General features: G+C 37.8%; 13 protein-coding genes. 3 read left to right on the top strand and 10 right to left on the bottom strand.

Going from position 1 to position 21,444, the window contains the following annotated elements:
• Positions 1 to 3,243: a SusC/RagA family TonB-linked outer membrane protein gene (locus FRX45_RS15745; RefSeq protein WP_152269401.1), complete on the bottom strand. Its 3,243-nt coding sequence runs from the start codon at positions 3,241 to 3,243 to the stop codon at positions 1 to 3.
• 27 nt (positions 3,244 to 3,270) lie between these two features.
• Positions 3,271 to 4,575, bottom strand: a complete 1,305-nt coding sequence (locus FRX45_RS15740) for a redoxin family protein (RefSeq protein WP_193311725.1) — start codon at positions 4,573 to 4,575, stop codon at positions 3,271 to 3,273.
• A 693-nt stretch (positions 4,576 to 5,268) separates the two neighbouring features.
• Between FRX45_RS15740 and FRX45_RS15730 the strand changes: the two genes are divergently transcribed.
• From FRX45_RS15730 to FRX45_RS15720, 3 genes are all read left to right on the top strand, one after another.
• Complete coding sequence (locus tag FRX45_RS15730) at positions 5,269 to 5,478, top strand: helix-turn-helix transcriptional regulator (RefSeq protein ID WP_152269398.1); 210 nt, start codon at positions 5,269 to 5,271, stop codon at positions 5,476 to 5,478.
• A 456-nt stretch (positions 5,479 to 5,934) separates the two neighbouring features.
• On the top strand, positions 5,935 to 6,732 hold the full coding sequence (locus FRX45_RS15725) for a phytanoyl-CoA dioxygenase family protein (RefSeq protein ID WP_152269397.1): 798 nt from the start codon (positions 5,935 to 5,937) through the stop codon (positions 6,730 to 6,732).
• 101 nt (positions 6,733 to 6,833) lie between these two features.
• Entirely contained in the window at positions 6,834 to 8,204 is a 1,371-nt protein-coding gene (locus tag FRX45_RS15720; RefSeq protein WP_152269396.1) for a Gfo/Idh/MocA family protein, read from the top strand.
• Between the two features lie 310 nt (positions 8,205 to 8,514).
• Here the strand turns inward: FRX45_RS15720 and FRX45_RS15715 are convergent, their stop codons facing one another.
• The 8 genes from FRX45_RS15715 to FRX45_RS15680 form a co-directional block, all read right to left on the bottom strand.
• Complete coding sequence (locus FRX45_RS15715; protein WP_152269395.1) at positions 8,515 to 8,787, bottom strand: hypothetical protein; 273 nt, start codon at positions 8,785 to 8,787, stop codon at positions 8,515 to 8,517.
• Positions 8,788 to 8,816: 29 nt separating this feature from the next.
• On the bottom strand, positions 8,817 to 9,599 hold the full coding sequence (locus FRX45_RS15710) for a TOTE conflict system archaeo-eukaryotic primase domain-containing protein (protein ID WP_152269394.1): 783 nt from the start codon (positions 9,597 to 9,599) through the stop codon (positions 8,817 to 8,819).
• Positions 9,600 to 9,739: 140 nt separating this feature from the next.
• Positions 9,740 to 11,071 (bottom strand): ATP-binding protein, encoded by a 1,332-nt coding sequence (locus FRX45_RS15705; protein ID WP_152269393.1) that lies wholly within the window; start codon positions 11,069 to 11,071, stop codon positions 9,740 to 9,742.
• A 39-nt stretch (positions 11,072 to 11,110) separates the two neighbouring features.
• Positions 11,111 to 12,787 (bottom strand): ATP-binding protein, encoded by a 1,677-nt coding sequence (locus FRX45_RS15700; protein WP_152269392.1) that lies wholly within the window; start codon positions 12,785 to 12,787, stop codon positions 11,111 to 11,113.
• Complete coding sequence (locus FRX45_RS15695; RefSeq protein ID WP_152269391.1) at positions 12,780 to 16,346, bottom strand: Eco57I restriction-modification methylase domain-containing protein; 3,567 nt, start codon at positions 16,344 to 16,346, stop codon at positions 12,780 to 12,782. The genes FRX45_RS15700 and FRX45_RS15695 overlap by 8 nt, the downstream gene beginning before the upstream one ends.
• A complete protein-coding gene (locus FRX45_RS15690; RefSeq protein ID WP_152269390.1) occupies positions 16,346 to 19,639 on the bottom strand; it encodes a helicase-related protein in 3,294 nt (1,097 codons plus the stop codon). The genes FRX45_RS15695 and FRX45_RS15690 overlap by 1 nt, the downstream gene beginning before the upstream one ends.
• On the bottom strand, positions 19,640 to 19,939 hold the full coding sequence (locus FRX45_RS15685) for a helix-turn-helix domain-containing protein (RefSeq protein WP_152269389.1): 300 nt from the start codon (positions 19,937 to 19,939) through the stop codon (positions 19,640 to 19,642).
• A 789-nt stretch (positions 19,940 to 20,728) separates the two neighbouring features.
• Positions 20,729 to 21,355 (bottom strand): hypothetical protein, encoded by a 627-nt coding sequence (locus FRX45_RS15680; protein WP_152269388.1) that lies wholly within the window; start codon positions 21,353 to 21,355, stop codon positions 20,729 to 20,731.
• Positions 21,356 to 21,444: the final 89 nt, after the last annotated feature.

Genomic DNA, 21,444 nt, shown 5'->3' with positions numbered 1-21,444 from the left:
TTAAAATGTCACCTGCAATCCAATTGCATAAGACTTGGGAAGCGGTAAAGAATAAGGATAATCGGGATCTATACTTTCTTTATTTGCCCGCCATAAAATTCCTAAATTGGAGAAATTGACATAAGCTCTTAGTCCAATCCTTGAGTTTGGCCCAGATTCCCTAATCAGATAGTTTATGTTGATATACTGTAATCTAATGTGATCAGCTCGTAACACATTAATTTCAGCATTGTTATAAAAATCATCCCTGGAAGAAAATTGCGGATAATCAGTATAGACCATTGCTGGCACATTGGTAATATTTTCATCCCCGGACTGCTTCCACCTAATACTATAATCCTTTGTCCCAATCCCATAGTTGAACAGAGTGCCATATGAGAGCGAGGGTTTTTTGAAATAGTAACCCAATTTATAGGAGATGTTAATAGATGCGGATAGTTTACCCAAAGCAAAAGTATTTATTATAGAACCAAAGATTACTGGTGCAGCGGAGCCAATATAAGTTATGCTGGAGTTGTTCTTAATGCCATCAGTGTAAGTGGAATATAAGATGCTTTCATAGTCTGTTGATGGCTGATTATTCAAATAGCCTTGTGGGTCTCCCTGATTGGTTAACCCAGCCCAGCGGTAGGCCGCAATTGCATATAGAGGCTTTCCTATAACGGGAGTAATAGTCATCCCATTTCCTAAAAGACCAGTTCCCTGTTCAGCATCTGTAGAGTAATATTCCGTAACCTTGCTCTCATTATAGTTGAAAAGAAGTTCAGTAAACCATTTCATTTTTTTGTTTATATTCTTGCTGGTCAAAGAAACATCAATGCCTCTGCCAGCCATTCCGGCAATGTTTTTTGTGATTTGCTGTAAATATCCCCAAGTGGTATAGTCATAGTTGGCCAATCCATACAGTTGGCTTCCTTTTTTTGTATAAAACTCAACTGTCCCTATTAGAGTTCCATCTTTTATTTTAAAATCAACGGCAATATTTACCTGCCGAGATTCCTCCCATTGTAAATTTTGATTGTTTAGAGTGGAGATTTGTGTATATGGTAGATTGGTTATCGGATTGGTTCCATAGGCAGCCACGGGCAATGCGGTCTTTGTTATATCGAGGTTCCCACTATAGCCATAACTGGCCCGTAGTCTTAGCGAGGGAAATAGAGTAGATTGATAGAAGCTCTCCTTTGACAAATTCCAGCCTACCCCTACCGACCAAAGAGGCTTCCATTTATCATTGGTTGCTACTCCCAATATGTTTGCGCCATCTTTTCGTAAACTTCCTGATAGCTGATATTTGCTTTTGAAAATATAAGAGGCATTTGCATATGCAGAAATAAAGCGGCTGGTTGTGAGGGATATTGTGGGAGCACCTAAAACAGTTCCTAAGTTTCCAAAGGGTATAGTTGGATACTGGTTAATATAGTCAACATTAGCAGTAGTAAGAGGGTCTTTGTTAACCCCATAGTGAGTACTACTATTCCCATTGCGGATAATATCCCGCACCTCAAATCCGGCAATGATATTTACGGTATGTTGATCCCATTGTCTGTTGTAATTAGCCTGTACCCTAAAGTTCTGAGCATTTACTATGTTATTATACAGCATTAGGATCCCATTATTGGGAACAATGTATTTTATAGTTCCACTGGTATGATCAATTTGTGTAAACCGGTTTATCAAGTCCCGTGCATATAGACTTTCGATATCTGCATACCTATTCGCTTCGTTCCTTTGCCGCTGGTATTGGTATTTAAGGTCTATGTCCATTCCCGGCATCAACTTGTAGTTAATCCCAATGTTTGCAACTATATCCTCTATACGGGTATTTAGGGTATTGTGTTTGTAGTCATCTAAAGGGTAATAATTCCAGTCGAGAAGTTTACTCATGCCGATGGTATCTGTATATCCTGAATGATATAGTGCTATGGGTTCGGCATTACCCTCATCATCAACAAGCCGTAAGTATGGTATTGGTTTGCTGTCAAGTTGAACAGATGAAGGTTTTCCTGATTTTGATAGACTATTTGTGTAGTACGCTACCAGAGTTAATTGTAATTTCTTATGTGGTTGGTAAGTATTTTGAATATGAATATTAAGTTTATTAAACTGCTCGTGCAGTGAGCCTTTACTTCTGTCATAATTCACTGAAAAGCTATAATTGTTTGTCTGTGATCCACCTCTTACGTTTACTGAATATTGTTGTGTAAGTGCTTTCCTATAAAGATATTTTTCATAGTCATTGCGTACATCGTAGCTCTTTAGTTCGTTTATATGTGCTGTATAATCCTCAGCACTTATTAACCCATTGTCTTTGTCAACAAAAGTCTGCAAAGCTGGTGAAAATGGTTTCCTATAGTACCAAGAAAAATTAATTTGGCTGTTGTAGAATCCTTTCTGGAATAGGAATTGCTCCACGTCTATATAATCATAGGAAGATATTTGTGAGTGATAGAATAGGTCAGGTTTTTCACTGAGAATTGCAGTGCTATTAAAGTTAACTTTAACAGGCTGATTAAATTTGCCCTTTTTGCTAGTAATAACTATTACACCGTTTCCTCCCCGTGCCCCATAAATTGATGTTGCTGCTGCATCTTTCAAGATGGATATTGATTCAATATCATTCGGATTAATGTTATTTATACTCCCTTCATAAATAAAGTTGTCTAATACTATAATTGGATTCAAAGGCCCGTTGATTGTACTTAATCCTCTGATAGAAATATTTAAGTCACTTTCAAGGTTGTTATTTTGCTTGTTGGTAAACAACAGTCCACTTGTAACCCCGTCAAGACGTTTCAAAATATTTGTTCCAACCTGCTGGTTCAGTGTCTTATTGTCTATGACCACAATGGAACCATTAAGTTCATTTGGCTTTGCCCGCTGGTATCCTGTGTTGGCTTCCACTATTATTTCTTCCCCAGCCTTGAAATTTGGGCGAATGCTTATTATCCCCAGATCGGATCTTCCTTCTACCGGGAAGTCCAGCGTTTCTATTGAAACACCCGTAATGGTTAGTATCGAATTAACGTCAATATTTTTAATTTCAAAGTTGCCGCCGGCATTTGTGCCAGTGGCAATTGTAGTGCCTTTTACAGTTACAGTTGCTGATACCGGATTGCCCGATTCATCAACTACCCTGCCTTTGACATTTATGACACTTGTCTTATCCTGTACTACCTGAGCTAAGCAAAGCAAAGAGCTTAGTAGCAAGGGCATAAGCATTGACAGTTTTATATACTTTTTCATTTGAATGCAGTTTGAGTGGTTAAATGGTTATTGTTTATCTGTAATTACCACTACCTCCAGTTCTTTCTTAGATGGAGATAGTGTAAGACCTTTTTTCTCCAAAAAAGCTTTTGTATCGGAGCTACTGTATTCCAGAAAATCAGAAGGAAAAGAAATGTCTATATTGTAATCAATACCAGTTTCATCAACTACTGCCGAACCGAAGGTTGCCTGCAATACATTGATTAATGCGTTAATAGGCTGGTTAGTGATCTGCTTTTTTAAAGTGGTCGGAGCAATATCAATATTTGAGTTGTCTCCTTTCGTGCGAAGATTATGTGCAGCTTTTCCGGCTTTCATTACATAGCAATCAAGTGTTCGCTTATCACTTTTTGCTGTAATCCCGAAAGTTCGCATAATGTCCTGCTGCAAATACGTTTTAATTTCATCCTGCGAAACTGTTGGCAAAATGATTTCATAGCAAAACCTGTTTTCAGGAAGCTGACTTATTGCAGGGTCAAGAATACTTTCTCTTGAATACCGGGGAGTTTCCACATGTATTCTTTCTGGCCCGTAATCCTTAAAAATCTCCCGGTAGGCAATTTGAAGAAAAACAGACAGGTTGGAATTTAAAATGAAATAACGTATCGTTTTATCTTCTTGCTCCAACACACTTCCTAATGATGCGCCTAAATATTCTTTAAATCCTGTAAAAATCGAACGATAGATGAACCCTGTTGGGTTATCGCCGCCATTTTCATCAATGAGCAAAGGCTTATCGGGGTTAAAGCGTAGGTGGTCTTTTTTAGTATAAAGTATTTTTGAAGAATCCTCTAAGAAAGCAGAAATATTTTCCGGGGTTACTTCATCAGCAGTTGTAATGCCGTTTATTTTGCCTGCCTCATTTATCCATACATAGTGCGGCACTTCTTTGTGGGGGAAATAGTCATTAAAGATGGCGTTCTGAACGGCGTAGGGTAGCGTTAGCTTCTGCCCGGTTTTATTACTTCGCCTATCTAAAAAAGTGGCAACTTTTGCAGCGTTTTCGCTGGTATCGCTATTTACCAGCACAATCTGAACCTTGTCTTTGAATTGCTTTTGTAGCTCTTGAGCTTTGGGAATACCAGCCAGGCAGGCCCCGCACCAGGTAGCCCAAAAATCCAGTATCACCAGCTTTCCTTTCAGATCAGATAATCGGATTTCAGAAACGGGGTAATTAATTACATTGGTCAACACCAGGTCGGGCACAGTATCGCCAATGGTAAGGGGCTTTATTTGTGGCGGAGCATTTTGTGCAAAGCAGCTCATAACCGGCCATAGCAATGCCAGTGCCCCGCATTTTAATTTTCTCATAGCGGAAAATTGAATGATGAACAGAAGAGTTATACTATAAATATGCTGCGCAACGGGCCCGGGCCGGCGGTTTTTATAAAACATGAGAAAACAAGAGAAAAAAGCAACCATCCGCACAGCCCGTAAAGGCCCATTGCATAATGGTTACACAGGGTTCTTTGGCTTACAGGCGAACAGCAGGATATAGGAGTGATAAAAAGCGGGCAACTGTGCAGGCTGGTAGCCTGCACCATTATTTGTATATGGTGCAGAAGAAACGAATGTTATAGCAGCAGTTTGATGCATCCTTCCAACATTAATGGCCTTGAATGGTATGGTCTTTAAGATGATGGTACCGCCATATAAAAAAAATGGCGCGGAACTCAACTTACCGCATTAGAGGCCGTCGGAGGCCTTGCCACGTATAAGAAGAGCCCACGCCGTAGCGTGGGCATCCTACTTATCATCCCGTGACATTGAAATTTCCGACGTTTCTAATGCGAGACTCAAAGCGAATGCTTCCAATTATTTTCGAAGTATCGCAAAAATAAATTAAACCCTAAAAATTAATTAGCCTATTTACAAATATACTAAAATTAATCTAATAACATAATTTATACATACAATAATTAAAATAATTAATTAAATAGTTTAATTATAACTAAAAATCAATTAGTTACGGTGTGATTATATTTGCTGACATCCGTTATTTTAATGAGTAAAATTTCCTACAACAGAATTAAAGCAGTATTGGCTGAAAGAGGTGTTGCCAATAACGAACTGGCAAAAAAAATTAAGGTTTCGGATCAAACTGTTTCGGCCTGGTGTACCAATAGCAAACAGCCTTCCATAAAAACCCTTTATGAAATTGCCAGGTATCTGAAGATTGATATTAGAGAACTTCTGGTTTCAACCAAGGGATGATCAGTCTTTAGAGTGCATAAATTTTTATATTTACAAACTCTTTTTGTGGGTCTTAATAGCCTCGTGGGATAAAAATTATGAATTCGCTTCTGTCCCCAAGTTCCGCGATAGGGTGGTTATTGCTCCCCTGGTGCTGTCGTTTGTTGTTTAAATTTACATTTTTCTTTCTTAAGTCCGTGTTTTTTGGTCTCGCCGGGGTGCCACTATGCATTCAATAGTAAAGCCCAGATGACCCGCCGGGGAAATAATTTATCTGAAGGTTGATATTAGAGAACTTTTGGTTTCAACTAGGTGGTAACCAGCCTTTAGTGCAAATAAATGGTTGAAACTCGCCGGCCTTTTTCGAAGGGCTCTGGGTCTCGTGAAACAAAAAATCATGAAAGTTGCCAACAAAATCATTATTTACAAAGCAATCCACAACTTAAACGACCAATTCTAAATACAAAATCAAATAAGATGGAACAATTTATAAAATTGTCTGCTGCAGATAAAGCTGCTTTTGAGTTGAATGGTTATGCAATCGTGAAGTCACTCTATACAAAAAATGAAATTAATCTTTTGATGCAGGCTGCGGAAAATGATGAGGTTATCCAACGCAACACTTATGGCAGAAAGGACAAGGATGGCAACAGCACCAAGCTGGCTTTATGGTATACCCTGGGCGATAATATTTACAGCCTGTTTGCCCGGTCGCGCAGGATGTCCGACGGTGTATCCTTATTGCTGAATGGCGAACCGGCTCATTTTCATACCAAGCTCATGCAAAAGGAGCCTTTTGTTGGCGGCGCCTGGGAATGGCACCAGGATTATGGTTATTGGTATAGCGATGGGTTTTTATTTCCCTGTATGATCAGCGTAATGGTTGCGTTAACAGAAGCCACCCGTGAAAATGGTTGTTTACAGGTTTTAAAAGGATCTCATTTAATGGGAAGGGTAGAACATGGCACAACGGGAGGTCAGAAGGGGGCTGATATGGAAAAGGTAAATATAGCGCTGGAGCGCCTGGAGTTGGTTTATGTTGAATTAGAACCGGGCGATACCTTATTTTTTCATTGCAACCTGCTGCACCGTTCCGATAAAAATACCAGCGCCGGGCCCAGGTGGTCCTTAATATCTACCTTCAACCTGGCAAAAAACAAACCCTACAAAGAGCAGCATCCTTCCTGCTATACGCCTTTCGAACCCATGCCGGATGAATCCATCCTGGAAGCAAAAATGGTTTTACATACAGGCGATGCCGGGTTTAAGCAGTAGCAGCCCGTTTCGTGAAGTCGTGTAAAAAACAGATTTGATTTTATCCATTGAAAATCCGCGGAAAAAACAGGGCATTCGTTTTTAAGCATTAATTTTAAAAGATGACAGCAAGAAGAGAGTTTATTAAAAAAACCATCATGGGCGCGGCCGGAATAGGCATGGGCAGTACAGCCCTCAGCGCCAAATCGTATGCTTCAATCCTTGGCGCCAATGAGCGGGTAAACGTTGCAGTAATAGGAATACACGGCATGGGACAGAATCATATCGCAGCCTACTCCGGGTTAAAAGATACCCGCGTAAGTGCGCTATGCGATGTAGACAGTAATTTGTTTAACGAACGGATCAAAAAACATTTTACCGGTAAAATGTTGCCCGCCCCCAAAACATATACCGATCTGAGAAAACTTTATGAAGATAAAGATATTGACGCGGTTTCAATAGCAACGCCCAACCATTGGCATGCCCTTGCCGCTATCTGGGCCATCCAGGCGGGCAAACATGTATCTGTGGAAAAGCCCTGTTGTCATAATTTTTATGAAGGACAGAAATTAGTGGAGGCGGCTGAAAAGTATAAGGTTATTGTTCAGGATGGCGCTGAACAAAGAAGCAATCCCTGCGCGCAAACCATGGCAGGCTTCCTGCATTCCGGGAAGCTGGGCGAGGTGTACCTGGCAAAGGGGCTTTGTTACAAATGGCGCGACAGCATTGGTAAGACACCGGATGAGCCCGTTCCCGCCGGCGTTGACTATGACCTGTGGCTGGGCCCCGCGCCCAAACGGGCATTCTCCAAAAACCGCTTTCATTACAACTGGCACTGGAACTGGGACTATGGCAATGGAGATATAGGCAACCAGGGCGTTCATGAAATGGATATTGCGCGCTGGGGCCTTGGCGTTACCCTGCCTTCAAAAATAACGGCTGTGGGCGGCCATTTTATGTTTGATGACGATCAGCAAACGCCCAACGATATGATGGCGATATTTGAGTTCCCCAATAGCAACGGCGCCGGCGATAAAAAAAAGATCCTGCAATTTGAAGTGCGGCACTGGATCACCAACCGCGAGGGAGTAAAAAGCGAAACGCCGCAGGCGGGCAACAGTTACATGATGAGCGCCGACAATACGGTGGGCAACCTGTTCTATGGATCCAGGGGATTTATGAGCAAGAATGTGAATGAATGGGAGACGTTTATGGGAAAAGACCGTGAGCCGGGCGAAAAGGGAAGCGGACTGGGCGATCACTACCAGGATTTTATCAATGCCATACGCGCCAATGATCAGCGTGTTGCGAAAGGCGATATCCGCGAAGGTTTTTATTCATGCGCGCTTATTCATTTGGCCAATATATCTTATCGTTTGGGGCGCAGTCTTGATTTTGATCGGGTGAAGATGCAATTCATCAGCGATGCAGAAGCGAACGAAATGCTGACCCGTGAGCATCGTCATCCTTTTGTGTTGCCAAAGCATGTATAGAAGCAACCCGGAACTGAAGCCCAATAGAATTACGTTTGACCGAACCGCTGCCGATGATGAACAAAAAGATCAGGATTTATTCGTCAGCCAGCATAGCAGCAAACCCCCAGTTGTATGTGCGCCCTTCGTCTTGGTAACTTAAATTGAAGGTATGTATCTACCGTGTCAGGGTGTGTCCCGGAAGCGTAGGAACAAGGCAGGCTCTTTTGTCCCGATGGCTTTCGGGATTGGCTTTTGTGTGTCGGCTTTGTGTGCCTTGCAAATGTGCCTGACTTGGTGCGTTGGCTATTAGACACTTCGCCTATTGTCTTCAAGTCATGATGCAATTATTGGCTGTTGTGTCATACAATTTGCTCTTCCAATAAATCTTTCCAAATAATAAACCCTTTGTATTCTCCCTGCAAAAACGAATTAATTTTCCAATGAAGCCTCTTGGAACAAAAACTTCGTTTTCCGTTTCTCCTACAAATTTGAAATAGCGTTCAGTCCCGAAAGTATTTTTACCTATTTTCTTTTTGATGATAAACTCTGTGCTTGCAAAATTTAATTCTTCTTTCAGGAAATTTATTAATGGAGTTGTCATTCTTTCACGACTGATTCTTGCTTCGTTGCTTAATGCAATTGAAGGCTTCCCATTGTTTGCTTTAGGTGGAGTAGAAATACAGATGTCGAAACTAACTGATAAGATTTGTCTAATTCTGAAATGGAAATCCTCTTTATATTTTTCAGAAATTCAAACTGTTCTTTTAGTGGTTCTAAAGTGTCTGCATCAATAAAGCAACTATTCCCTTGTTCAAATGTTTTTTTGAAAAGCGGTAAAGCAATCAGGTTTCCTAAACCTTTACCCGAAAGGAAATCCTGATTGGGAAATAATCGGTCGAAACTGGAACTCTTGTCGAACATAGAAAATGCTCCTGACGCTTCAAGTATTGAAATGAAAAGTTTCCTGCTTCTTATTGCCGGATATGGTTGTTCAAAGAATAGCCATACATAACCGCCATTTCCCGAACGGGAACGCTCTAAATTTGCAGGAAGCCCTTTAGCCTCACAAGAATTTATAAACGATTTGGCTTCGGCTATCCAATTTTCTTTGTCAAAATCGGCAACTAAAAACCACGATGAGTTATCTGAAAGCAAAGGATAAATGCCAATAAGTTGTTCGCCATTTAGATGCTTTGCAATTTCTTTATCAGTAAGTTTCAGGTAGGCTTTGTCTTTATAATTCTGGAAAGTGCCACCCTTTATTTTATGAGCCCGATACATATACGGGTCATAGAAATAGGCAGGTATATAGCCACTTTTAGTTTCTTTCTCCCAACGAACCGCAAATACATCTTCTCTGCCTTTAAAAACAGATTTGAAGAGTTGAATTTGATTAGAGAAATTTTCATCCATATTTCTTTTCGTTATAGAAGCGGCCAATATATTGAGCCAACTGAGCCAACATCGGATTGAGTCAATTATGAGTCCTTCATGAGTCGTTTGAGTCGAATATTTTGCCCCTTTTTTGCCCTATCATTGCCCCATTTTCCCTATTATTGCCCTTTTAGTTGATAAGAGATTCCTGCACCAAAAGTTCCCGACTTTTCAAATAAATTAAAAGTTGTTACAAGTGAAGTCAAATCATTAGTTGCAGTTCTTTTTGATATTTTATTCATCTCCTGATAATCGCTATTTGTGATTTTTCCATTCTCCACCACATACAGTACCGCTTTTACCTGCCGCTCATTTAATCCCAATTTCTGCAACTGGTCTGCACTATACTTGTTTTTAAACAGGGTTACTAATATGCCACCATCCTGCTCAATGATTTCGGGGTCGGGCAATCCTGCTTCTTTGCAGGTACTGATAATCTTTAATGTGCCGCTTCCCCATGCATCAATATAGCCGCCTTTGAAACAGACATCAGCTATCAGCAAATTTCTTGGTCGTGATGGATGCTGCCGTTTGAGTGAATCCAGACTAATACCGGCAGGCAATTCACCTTCATTCCAGATGTTAAAGTAGTTGTCAAACATACGCATCTGCACCACCGAAGAACCTAAGTAATTTCGATGCACCAACGCATTGAGTAACATTTCACGAAGTGCTGCAATAGGATATTCACCTTTCTCAATCCTTTGCATACCTTCAAATGAAATAGCACGGGTAAAAAATTTCCGGTTTAATTGTTCCATCACTTCTTTCAGTAAATAAACAATATTGCCTTCCACTGTCTCCTGGAATCTAATGTCGCTGCTGTCTTTTCCGAAGCGGCCAATTTTTACAACACAATTATTAAAAAACTTTGCCGGGTTCTTACCAAACAAAACAATAGCAGCTCTTTTAATGTTACTGGTATTATCTGTCAAACGAAGTTTGGCAATCAAATCTGCTTTGCTCAACCCTTCCACATCTGCAATTCTGCCTGCATGAAGTGAAGCTGCTATGTATGATTTTAAACTGGCATCGTCAATATCATCAAGGGTAGCTGTGGGTTCGCTAACCTCATCCCATGTCTTACCACTTTTGCGAAGCAAATAATCGGTGAGTGCTGCGCCAATTAATTCCTGTTTGGTACTCCCGCTGCGGTAATAATACCTGCCACGTAAAGAAATAGGCACTGCATAGGGCTGCGTAATAATTTCAAGAAAGTACAAGCCATTTCCTTCATGCAGGTTTACATCAACCAAAATACCCATCAGGTCTTTCACTTTGTTGGGTATTTCATCCATCAGTTTTTTGTAATCGTTAATGCCAACTACTTTACCATTATCATCTTTTCCAATAAATATTACACCACCTTGTGCATTGGCAAAACCGCAAACCCATTTCAGATAATCATCGTGCCAGCTTTGTTTGTATTCTATGTTTTGTTGTTCGGGCATTGGTTTAGAATTTTATGCAATTATAATAGCACTTCATTATTACACTGCTTTTCTCAATTCATCAATAGTTTTTAATGCTTCTTCCATTTCATCTTTGAAAAATGGTTCTTCGTTAAAATGTGCCGCTGGATTAAGCGTTCTTCCGGTTGCAGCATCAACTTTGTCTAACACAACTTTCAGTTTATCCTTAGTTGTGGCATTCGTCCTCATAGTTTTTATGCTTTGCTTCAAAGATTTAATGTGACTTTTCAGTTTCTTTTCTGGAATTGTTGTTCCTAATCCAGCAATAGCATCGTCAAATATTTTGTTCAACGCTGCATCTGTAATATTCGGATTTAGAACTGCTTTTTTAAGTTCTGAAATATCTTGTTTGTCTTCTCCTCTCGCTCTGCCAACATAGTCTCCTAAGGTCAATAACAAATCTGAACGCCACACAAAATCCAATGCTGGATCAAACACTTTTGCTAAAAGTCTTTCTGCTTCTTTTCTTAAAAACAATGCACAAGCTTCATATTCGTTGTTGTCAAAGAATTCTTTGGCTTTATCATAATAGGTCTGGATTCCTTTTTCTTCAACCTTTGGATTTTTATCAATGGGTGTTTCTCTGAAAATGATTGCCTTCCAATCCTTCTCATTATTTTTTACTGAACGCTGAAATTCATTAAAAAATCCTTTCTCATGGGTAAATAATAGCAACTGATAATCCGCAGTGTATTTTGAAAGCAACAATTCTATTACCTTTCTTCTGTTGTGCATGTCAAGGCTTATCAGCAAATCATCTAAACACAGCAAATTGTTTTGGGCTTTATTGGTTCGGTTTTCCATCAGCACAAAACGAATAGCTAAGGCTATCCCGTTAATTCTTGCCTCATTATAAAAAATATGAGGTTTGTTAATGTCAGTTAGTGTTGCTGCTGTCCTCCCAAATTTTGCCTTCAGGGTAATTTCAGGATTAATAACGGCTCTTTTGCCCTTGCTGCCAGTATAATCTAAAAGGGTGGGATTAAATATGTCAAGTTGGGAAAATTCCTTCTTTTCCGAAAGATTATCATTGTAATATTCTGTCAGCACATTATGAGCTTTGCCGGTATTAACTTTTACCAACGGCAGAATCAAATCCTGTAACCCATTGTTAAAATCATCTCTCATTGTGTTGAGCGCCTTGGTAGTCTCAGTATTAATTTTTTCCCTGAACTCTTTCAGTAAGTCATACAAATTTTTTCCTTTACTGCTAAAAAAAGGAAGAATATCTCTTTCAAAATATGGCCAAAGATTCAGAGCCTGACTGTTTCGGAAATTTGAAAAGTTAAGCAACAGTCTGTGAGAAATAAATTCGCTGCTCAGATAGTAAGAACGGATTAATTCCTTTCTTGTATCTGTATCAGTTGCAAGGTCTAATACAAATGTTTCTTTTGTTGCCGGAAGCACATTACCTTTTGCATCTTTTTCTGCAAAAGCAAGTTTTACAAATGGGGCGGTAGTACCGCCAAAAATGTTTTTTAAATCCTGGTCGCCACCATCGAAATATTTTTTGTAATCATCGGCTGCTTTACCTGCACATTGAAGAAAAGTATATAAACTCCAAAATACAGAAGACTTACCGCTTCCGTTTACACCCCAGATAATGGCATGTTTCCCTTCAATATTGATGATTTCATATTCAGGAAACGCTTTAAAGTTTTGCAACTCTATGCTATGTAAATATTTTTTAGCCATTTTGGATTACATTGATGATGTCGGCACTTTTTACAGGGAAATCTAAAATACGCCTGCGGATAATATTATCGGTGCTTTTGTATTCATCATACACTTTATTGATGATGCTGATAATTTTTGTTGCCTGTATTTTTTCATCTAAGTGGTCAATAGGTTGTAAGAGTTCGCTTACTTCTTTTATAACTGTAATTTCCTTTTCCTGCATATGTTCTTTAAAATACAACTCGTACACACAGGCATCAATCAGTTCTTCAAAGTTGGCTGCCATGTGGTCGTTTGGGGTGTATGGACTTATTCGGTCTTCGTATTTTTTAATGAAGGTGACATAATCTACCAATATTTCAAATGGTCGCATTTCAGATTTCGGGATTTCGGGGATTGGAATATTTTCGATGTAAGCTTTTTTCCATCTATTTGTGCCCACACCAGAACTCGTAGTATTAAAATTAAAATACCAATCTGAAAGTTTTGAATTGAGAATCGATAAAAGATATTTTATGTGGTCCCCGGTCATTACAAAACATGTCGCATCAACAAAAAAGCCACTTTCATCGAAGGCTAATTGCGGTTTATCAGATAACTCAATCCATGCGATTTTTGGCTTCAAGAAATCTTTATAATAGGCCACATTATCTTGAATTTCGTACCATTTGTAAGGACCTGGTTTTCTTCCATTCCTATCTTGCTTTGTTTCTTTTGGTTTTAGGTCTTCGTAAAAATCAAATAAAAACTCTTTTACAGCGGGATACTTATCAATTAAAATTCCTCTTTTTGTAAAAATTACCCAAACGTCATTGTGTTTGTATTCATACTTGCCAATATCTCTTCCTCTGAGTATTGGATAAATAATTTCTTTACTTGCAGAATCCTTTCTGATTAAGTCTTCTTTTGTTTCACCATTGATATAAAAGGCCTTGTTAAGCCCAGTTTTAATTCCAAAATTTATTATTACATCCCAATCCTTGAGCTTTCGTCCTTTGCTTCGTATGTCCTCGATAAGCGTATTGCTGGGCTTATCAGCAAATGTCCAATTGTCATCATTCAAATATTTTCTATCATATCGGCTGCCATTTCTATTGAGATACTCGATTAGAGGCTCATTCTTTTGAATATCGTTACCGACTTGGCAGAACAAGAAAGTATAGTCAGAAATAACATTAGTTTTTTTCTGAAAAAATATAATTGAAGTATCTACAGTAGCTCCAAATACTTGCACCTCATTAAAATCAACATAACCGCTCAGTTGGGTTTTGCTTAATAAATATTTTCTTAGATTTTGTCCGTATTTGGCGCGGGTATATTTTTTAGAACAGATATAGGAGAATACACCCTTATCTGCTTTCAATATTTTATGCCCCAATTCAAAAAAGTAAGTGTAGATATCGCTGGTGCTGTTATACACTTCGTAGTTTGGCTTGCCGTCAATTTTTTCTAAATAAGGTTTAATATCGGTAATGCTTTCTTGTCGTATGTAAGGCGGGTTGCCTATTACAATATCAAAGCCGCCTTTATCAAATACATCTTTAAAAAACAAGTGCCACAAAAACCAGGGTTTTTCATCTTTTTTCAACAATGGCTTTATGTCTTTTAAAGCCTGTTGCATTTGCTCAGTTTCAGTTTCTAATTTCGCTAAAACCTTATCTTGTTTCACTCTTTCTTTAGAACCCTTGGGAGCAATGTTTTTATTAAGTGCGGCAGCATTTTTTTTCTTCTCGTTTACTAAATCTTTAAAAGACTGTTCTATACTAAATGCTACCAGCTCGTCTATTTTATTCCTGATTTCTTCTTTACGGTGGTTGTTCTTTGGGTCAAAAAAATCTTTCTCTAATGCAGCTAAATCGGTATGGGTTTTTTTGAAAATATTGATTTGTTGTTCCACATTAAACAAATCCTTTTGCCCCTGTTCTTGTTGTACCTCATGGTAATTTAATGAATAGCCTTTAAAGCTTTCCAGCAAAGAATCACCTTGCATAATTTTGTAGTCAAAGTTGGGCAATGGCTGCGGCTTTTCTCCTTCTTCTACATCTTCATCTACAATCAACGATAACCAAAAACGCAAACGGGCAATATCAACAGCACCTTTGTCTTTATCTACACCATAAATAGAGTTTTGGATGATAGCTCTTTTTACATCGCCTTTTTTATCTAACAATGTCCAATCCAATGCAAGCTTTGCATGAAATATTTCCTGCAGCAAACCCATAGGGAATGCACCCGAACCAATGGCCGGGTCGCAAATTTTCACATCGTCTAATAACCGGCTTATTTTTGAAGCGTTTTTTCGGATGAAATTATGTTTATCATTTTCATCGCCCCGGTCTTTGTACCGGATGAATTTTTCAATAGCGGCATTTTTGCCCAGGTGTAATTCCAAATACTGAATCAGCACTTCCTGGCACATATACTGCACAATGAGCTTAGGTGTATAGAATGCACCTTTCTCTCTATTGTCTTCCAGCAGGTTTTCAAAAATATGTCCCAGCATTTCCGGGTCTATACCAATATCTAAATCGTCAGGTGTACTTTCATCAATGGTAAAATTGTATTCTCCTAAAAAGGCAAATAGATTTTCAAAAAGCATTTTACTAAAAACAATAAAATCTGCTTTTGGTTTTTTCTCAATTTCGTCCCTTTCAAACAAACCTCCATTTAAGTAAGGAAACTTTGTTCCGGTTACTTTAAAAACTTCATTCTTCGGGTTGTTGAGTGTTTCAAAGAAAAGCGGAACTAAACAAGTGGTGTAAAAGGTATCATTATTGTTGTTTGAGAAAAATTCTGCTACGAAGCTTTTGTTTCCCTGACCGTACTGTTTATCAATGGCAACATCCAGCCAGCCTTTCTTTTGCAGGAATTGCAGGAAAATTATCCGGCCAAGCATTTTCTTTGTAAAATCCCGGGCCAGCTTTGCATCAGCTCCAAAAATAGCCCTGGCATGAAAGTTATCTTCTTTCATTAATTCATCTACAAAGGCTTGATAGTGTTTTTTGTATTTTACAAAAAACTCTTTCGATACTTTTTCAACTGAGAAGGCTTCTAACACATCTTTAATCGTTCGGGTTCTTTTCTCTACCAAATGCCAAAAACGTTCTCTCGGTGTTACACAGGTTTCGCCCTCACCTAAAACATAAGTATATCGTTTGGGATGTGTTTCTTTTTTTATCTCATTGCCTTCATCATCCCAGTACTTAGATTTTGAATAAAAAGAAAAACGCCAATCGTCATGCTCTTTTTGGTGATATACAATTAATGCCCCGTCAACGATGCCGGGAATAACTTCTGATGTAATTAAATTACGTAAGCCAACTCTATTTCGGGAAACGTTAGAAGCATTTGGTTTTAGTTCCACTTCATATAAAGCCAAAGCATTGCCGTCATCTAATTTAATGTTACCAAACCGAATGATATTTTGCGTTAAATCCCGTTGTGATTGTGTTGTTACTTCAACAGATTCTTCGGTAGCAAAAAACTCACGGTTAGGGAAAATGTCATTCACAATCTGTTTCCAGTTATCCCTTTTGTAAGTTGCTCTTAGCTTATCGTGTAATTCTTCTTTTGTCATTATCCTGCAAATGATTCTGAAATGATTATTTGTGGTGCATTGTATTTGGTTTCAATCTTTTTCGGTTTTGCTTCTTGCTCATCTTCTCTCAATACATCTAATAATGGGTAGGCCTTTAAGATTTTAATTAGCCGCTGAAACGCATCCACATTACTCATGGGTTTAATATTCGGGTTCTTCTTGGCTTCATCGCTTTGTGTTTTTCGTTCCTTTGCCAGTTTGTTTATTTCTCTTGGTAGTTTTTGGAACTTACCTTTTATAATGGCAGACTTAGCAGCATTTAAAATTTCTTTTTCATCATTGCTCACAAAATCTAAATTTATTTGTGGGTGAATAAAATCTAAGGCTCGTTGGTCGTTTGGCCCCAGTTTTACTTTGCCTTTGTCACCTAACGCGGCCAAGTTTTCTTCCTCACGAAACGTTTGTAACGCAATGCCAATTTGGTCGTGGTGTGAATGATGAAGTTTAACCGGCTTTTCGGTTATATGTGCTTTAAATATCCTGGCAGCTTCAATAAAGGTTAGTTCTTCAAACTTCAAACCATTGTCAATATAGTAGAAGCTGTCTCTTTTTTGATTTTTGATGTAAACCAAAGAAGTGTCTTTTCTGCTTTTGTCACTTCTGCCTGTTCTTGCTCTTCTTGGTATTTTATCTCTGATACGTTTATATGATTCAGGCTGCTCATCCCTGAATTTTCTTAACTCATTCAAAAAGACTAATCTTTCATCTCTTTCTTCCTCTGGCACTTTTTCAAAAAGGCCGAACGTTCCAAATTCTTCTTCGTCTGAATAAATTTGACTGTCTTCACCTAATGCAGAATGAAATGCTTGCAATTTTATGTAAGCCTTTTTATTCAATTCAATTTCACTGTCTGTTTTAGAAGTAGGGAAAAAGTTATAAATATAAATTCTCTTAGATGGCGTTCCGATACGGTTTACACGGCCAATACGCTGCATCAGTCGTGTTGCATTCCATGGAATATCATAATTCAAAATAATATTTGAACGGTGTAAGTTTACACCTTCAGCTAATACTTCAGTTGTAATGATAATGTCAATATCATTTAATTGATCTTCGAGTTTTATATTAGCATCAAAATTTGCCTCTATGATATCGGTTAAATCTTTTTGGTTGGAACTGTCAACTGAAATAAGTCTTGTGAAGTTGTCCTTCTTCAACCGTTTAGCTAAATAATCTGTTGTTTCTTTAGATTCACTGAATACAATTAGTTTTCCGTTGTCGTTAATAGACTTATCCATCAATTCCTTTTTTATCCGGTAAACCAATTCATCATATTTCGGGTCTTGTTTTATTTCTTTCCATTTAGTAAACAGCTTTTCCAATACTTTTTGGTCGTGATGGATACCTTCAATAAATATGCTATCAAATTCTTCAACAGAAAATGCCTGAATCAAATCCGGGTCATCAGATTCAGCTAAGATGTCTTGTAATGCTTGTTCATCATCGTTAAGAATATATTCGCTTACTCCTAATTTAGGGGCAATGTAAATTCTGCCATTTTCAATCATCTTCACCATTGCCGTATTAGCGTCATAATATCGCTTCAAACTTATTTTAAAAGCTTCAAAGCTGCTGTCAATACGCTTTACCAAAAGGGTTTTCATTATTTTAGCCAAGGAATCAGAAATGATGTCGGCATTTTTATTAAAAAATTTCTCCTTTATTTCTACAGGTAAATATTTAATGGCTTGATAGCGGAAATATCGAAGGCCATTTTTAGTATCTTTTAACTTGTTCAGGGTTTCATCATATAAATCACTTAACTCTTCATTCATTTGGTAAAGAATTTGTTTGGGTGGTTCAATATCTGGAAACGTATAACCCTGAGCTTTTATATCGTTCCAATATTCTTCAGTATTTCTTATGTCGGTTCTTGTTCTGCGAACAATAATAGGTTCTAAAACTTTTACACGGATAATATCATATATACGTTTAACCTCTTTGGCTATTATTGATTTATCTTTTTGCTTTTTAAGTTTATCATAATCATCGATTAGCCTTCTAAAAAAATGTTGAATATTTCCAATTTCTAAACTTGATGTTTTTGAATCTTGAAAAAGGTATAATTGATTTCTTATATCTGCTGGCTGATTATTTAAAGGTGTTGCAGTAACTAAGATTACCCGTTTCTCTTTGCTGCCATCAGGCGCCGGGTTTTTTCTTGGTGTTTTACAAATCTTTTGCAGCAAGTTGAACATATCAGATTCATCACTTCTGAACTTATGGGCTTCATCAACAATAATCAAATCATAGTATTCAGGGTGAGTAATTTTATGTAAACTTCCGTTGGTTATAAAAGTTACGTTTGGAACTTCAAAATCTCTGATTGTTCTCTCCCAGTTGTTCTTTAATGCTGGCGGATGAATAATCAATATTTTTGTCCGGTAACCGTTGGAGAAGTAGAACTTCTTTGCAACGATAGTTGCAATAATTGTTTTGCCTAATCCCACAACATCTGCTAAAACAAACCCATTGTGTTGCATTAATTTATTGTAGCCATCATTAACTGCATCAATTTGATAATGTAATTTTTTGTAGCCCTTTGGTAAATCAGAAACAGATTCAGGGTCGTACTCAATGCTTTTTCCAAAATATTCAATCAGGAATTTGATATAAACTTCAAACGGTGTAAAATCTTCATTCAAATAAGTTTCTGTTTTTAAGGCTGCAATTGAAGATGGTAATATGTCAATTGCTTCCAGCCATAATTCATTAAATGTTTTTAAAGCATAGGCAACATCATCAAAGTCCCGTAGTTCAACATTGAATTCGAAGTTTCTTTCAAGTCCTGATTCAGAAAGATTACTTGAACCTGTAATTACTGAGCCTGAATGATGTTCGTTGAAATTTTCAGGCCTGAAAATATAAATTTTAGAATGGAGCTTTTGGCTGGGATGTGCTTTAATTTCAATTTTGTTTTCAATAATGTCATTTACAAATTGTAAAATCCCTTCTTCTACCTTCCTAAGGTATGATGCACTCTGTATATCGTTTTTTAGTTCTGCCAAAAATTCTTCCCTTGTAACTTCAGTATTGAAATTAAATTCAAGTCCTTTTCTTGCTGCTTCACTTATCAAATGGTCAACATCAATTCCAACAAGTATTCTGATTTTTGATGTATTGGTTAACAATGGTCTTATTCTGAAATAGCCAGATGCTCTAAAAAAACCTACCAACGCATCAAAATAATGAACCTGGGTATTTGTGAAAATGCCTTCGAACTTACTTATTAATGTATTGTTGTCTTTATTTGTAAAGAATTTGGTTGCCATCTACTTTTTTGATTTTTTAATTTGTTTTTCCGCTGCTTTTAATCCTTCTGTTAAATGTTCCATTCCTCCAAAGTCTTTACTGATTTTGTCTGCGATAAATTTTGTTTGAACTTCTTTTATGTCCAGTTTTAAAATTTCTGCAAGAGGTTGCAAGTAGTCTGGCGATGCCGGTCTGTCGCCTCGTTCAACCTTACTCAATGTTGAAGTGTCAATATCAAGATGTGCAGCTACCTTTCGGAGAGGCAGTTTTATTGCCTCTCTTGCTTTTTTTATGTATTCACCAAATGTTTCGTTATTCATTTAGACAAATTATTTTGGACTTTTTTGTCAAATATACAAGTTAAAATATAAAAGTGTCTCAATTGGATGGATGAATTATAGGTCTTTGTCAAAGTAAGGATAGTGTTGAACTTTTGGGCTGTCTACAGTAGTTATTTTGTTGATGGTTGAGATGCAGCTCAAAAGAATTCCGTCCGCTGGGTGGTGGGTGGGCTTGGGTGCTGAATAAAGATTTATTGCTGAAGTGTGTCGAACAAATGATGATAGATATTCGTCAGCCAGGGTGGGTGGGCTGTGCGTTGGCATTTTTAGCTCTTTGTCCCGATTGTAATCGGGATTTGCTTTGTGTCAAGGTTTGTGCGCCTTGCAATGTGCTAAAAATAGCGTGGGGTCGTGTCGGCAAAGTCATGGGTGTTTGTATATGTGTAGGATGTTCAATAGGGTGACACATAACGGTACAGGTTGGCGAAGTGCGGGTAATAGCGATCCGTCCTGCCGGGCTACCGAAGTTGATTATTTACTTAAAGTACAAGTTATAATTTTTGCCGACTGCATTCCGCCGGAACAAAAGCTAAAACGAAGAACCAAAAGTCGACGAACGTATTCCGTCCTGCCCGCATTTTTGCCAAGCGTGTTGTATGCAGCCTTTCGTCCAACAAAACATTTTGTCACAACCTGCATACTTGAAGTACTATCATTATTTACGCTTTGTCTAGCCAAAATACAAAAACTTCAGATATGAAGTTATAGAGAGAAATAAACGATTATCCACATGGGCATGCATTATTTTGATATTTATCGCTTTTATTATTACCATTTTTTTATAATAATCCCTACAATCAATGCTAAAAATGCGGCTAATAAAAGCTGAATAAAAATCCATTGTGGATGACTTGTCAGCCTATGAAGTTGCCCTTTTATCGTTATATAATAAGCTATGTTATCTTCCGATTGCTTTATATAATGTTTCAGTTTTAAGCTATCTCTACCCAAGTCGTCTAAGAAAAAAGAGTTTAATAAATATGGGTAATGGGCAATCATCCAAAGCATTCTCCTTTCAGTTGGTGTTTCAAATCCCGCTACCATTACTACGGGATTAACTTCAAAAGCTTTTGGAGTAATATCTTGGTTTGCTGGTCTGCAAATAAATGTCCCATCTGATTTTGATATTTTATCAAGTTTTTCTTTTTGGGGAATAGATTCGATTTCTTTTAATTTAATAATTCCTTCATTCGTTATTAGCCAAGATTTTACTCCTAAATTTTGTTGATATTCATTGCTAACATCTATAATGTATTTCTCTTGCTCAAGGTTTGAAGCAAAGTGTATTACTTCACTTACGGTCAGGTTTACGCCAACAGCAATATCAACATCAATATTATTTGAAAGTTGGCTATTTTTTAAAAATGATAAAATTCTAACTGCTCCTATTGTCATAAAATGTCAATCCTAATCTTTTCTTACATGTTGTCAACCCCAACAACCCTACAAAAACAAAACACTTTCCTGTATAATGTTCCCACCAC

Origin of the sequence: Agriterribacter humi (genome assembly GCF_009192765.1) — a bacterium.
Taxonomy (GTDB): domain Bacteria; phylum Bacteroidota; class Bacteroidia; order Chitinophagales; family Chitinophagaceae; genus Agriterribacter; species Agriterribacter humi.
Note: the sequence above shows the minus strand (reverse complement) of the source record. Positions and strands in the feature narration are given on the sequence as shown.

Excerpts from the sequence above, each read along its gene's own strand:
- FRX45_RS15745 (WP_152269401.1), bottom strand. The coding sequence starts at position 3,243 with ATGAAAAAGTATATAAAACTGTCAATGCTTATGCCCTTGCTACTAAGC.
- FRX45_RS15740 (WP_193311725.1), bottom strand. The coding sequence starts at position 4,575 with ATGAGAAAATTAAAATGCGGGGCACTGGCATTGCTATGGCCGGTTATG.
- FRX45_RS15730 (WP_152269398.1), top strand. The coding sequence starts at position 5,269 with ATGAGTAAAATTTCCTACAACAGAATTAAAGCAGTATTGGCTGAAAGA.
- FRX45_RS15725 (WP_152269397.1), top strand. The coding sequence starts at position 5,935 with ATGGAACAATTTATAAAATTGTCTGCTGCAGATAAAGCTGCTTTTGAG.
- FRX45_RS15720 (WP_152269396.1), top strand. The coding sequence starts at position 6,834 with ATGACAGCAAGAAGAGAGTTTATTAAAAAAACCATCATGGGCGCGGCC.
- FRX45_RS15715 (WP_152269395.1), bottom strand. The coding sequence starts at position 8,787 with ATGACAACTCCATTAATAAATTTCCTGAAAGAAGAATTAAATTTTGCA.
- FRX45_RS15710 (WP_152269394.1), bottom strand. The coding sequence starts at position 9,599 with ATGGATGAAAATTTCTCTAATCAAATTCAACTCTTCAAATCTGTTTTT.
- FRX45_RS15705 (WP_152269393.1), bottom strand. The coding sequence starts at position 11,071 with ATGCCCGAACAACAAAACATAGAATACAAACAAAGCTGGCACGATGAT.
- FRX45_RS15700 (WP_152269392.1), bottom strand. The coding sequence starts at position 12,787 with ATGGCTAAAAAATATTTACATAGCATAGAGTTGCAAAACTTTAAAGCG.
- FRX45_RS15695 (WP_152269391.1), bottom strand. The coding sequence starts at position 16,346 with ATGACAAAAGAAGAATTACACGATAAGCTAAGAGCAACTTACAAAAGG.
- FRX45_RS15690 (WP_152269390.1), bottom strand. The coding sequence starts at position 19,639 with ATGGCAACCAAATTCTTTACAAATAAAGACAACAATACATTAATAAGT.
- FRX45_RS15685 (WP_152269389.1), bottom strand. The coding sequence starts at position 19,939 with ATGAATAACGAAACATTTGGTGAATACATAAAAAAAGCAAGAGAGGCA.
- FRX45_RS15680 (WP_152269388.1), bottom strand. The coding sequence starts at position 21,355 with ATGACAATAGGAGCAGTTAGAATTTTATCATTTTTAAAAAATAGCCAA.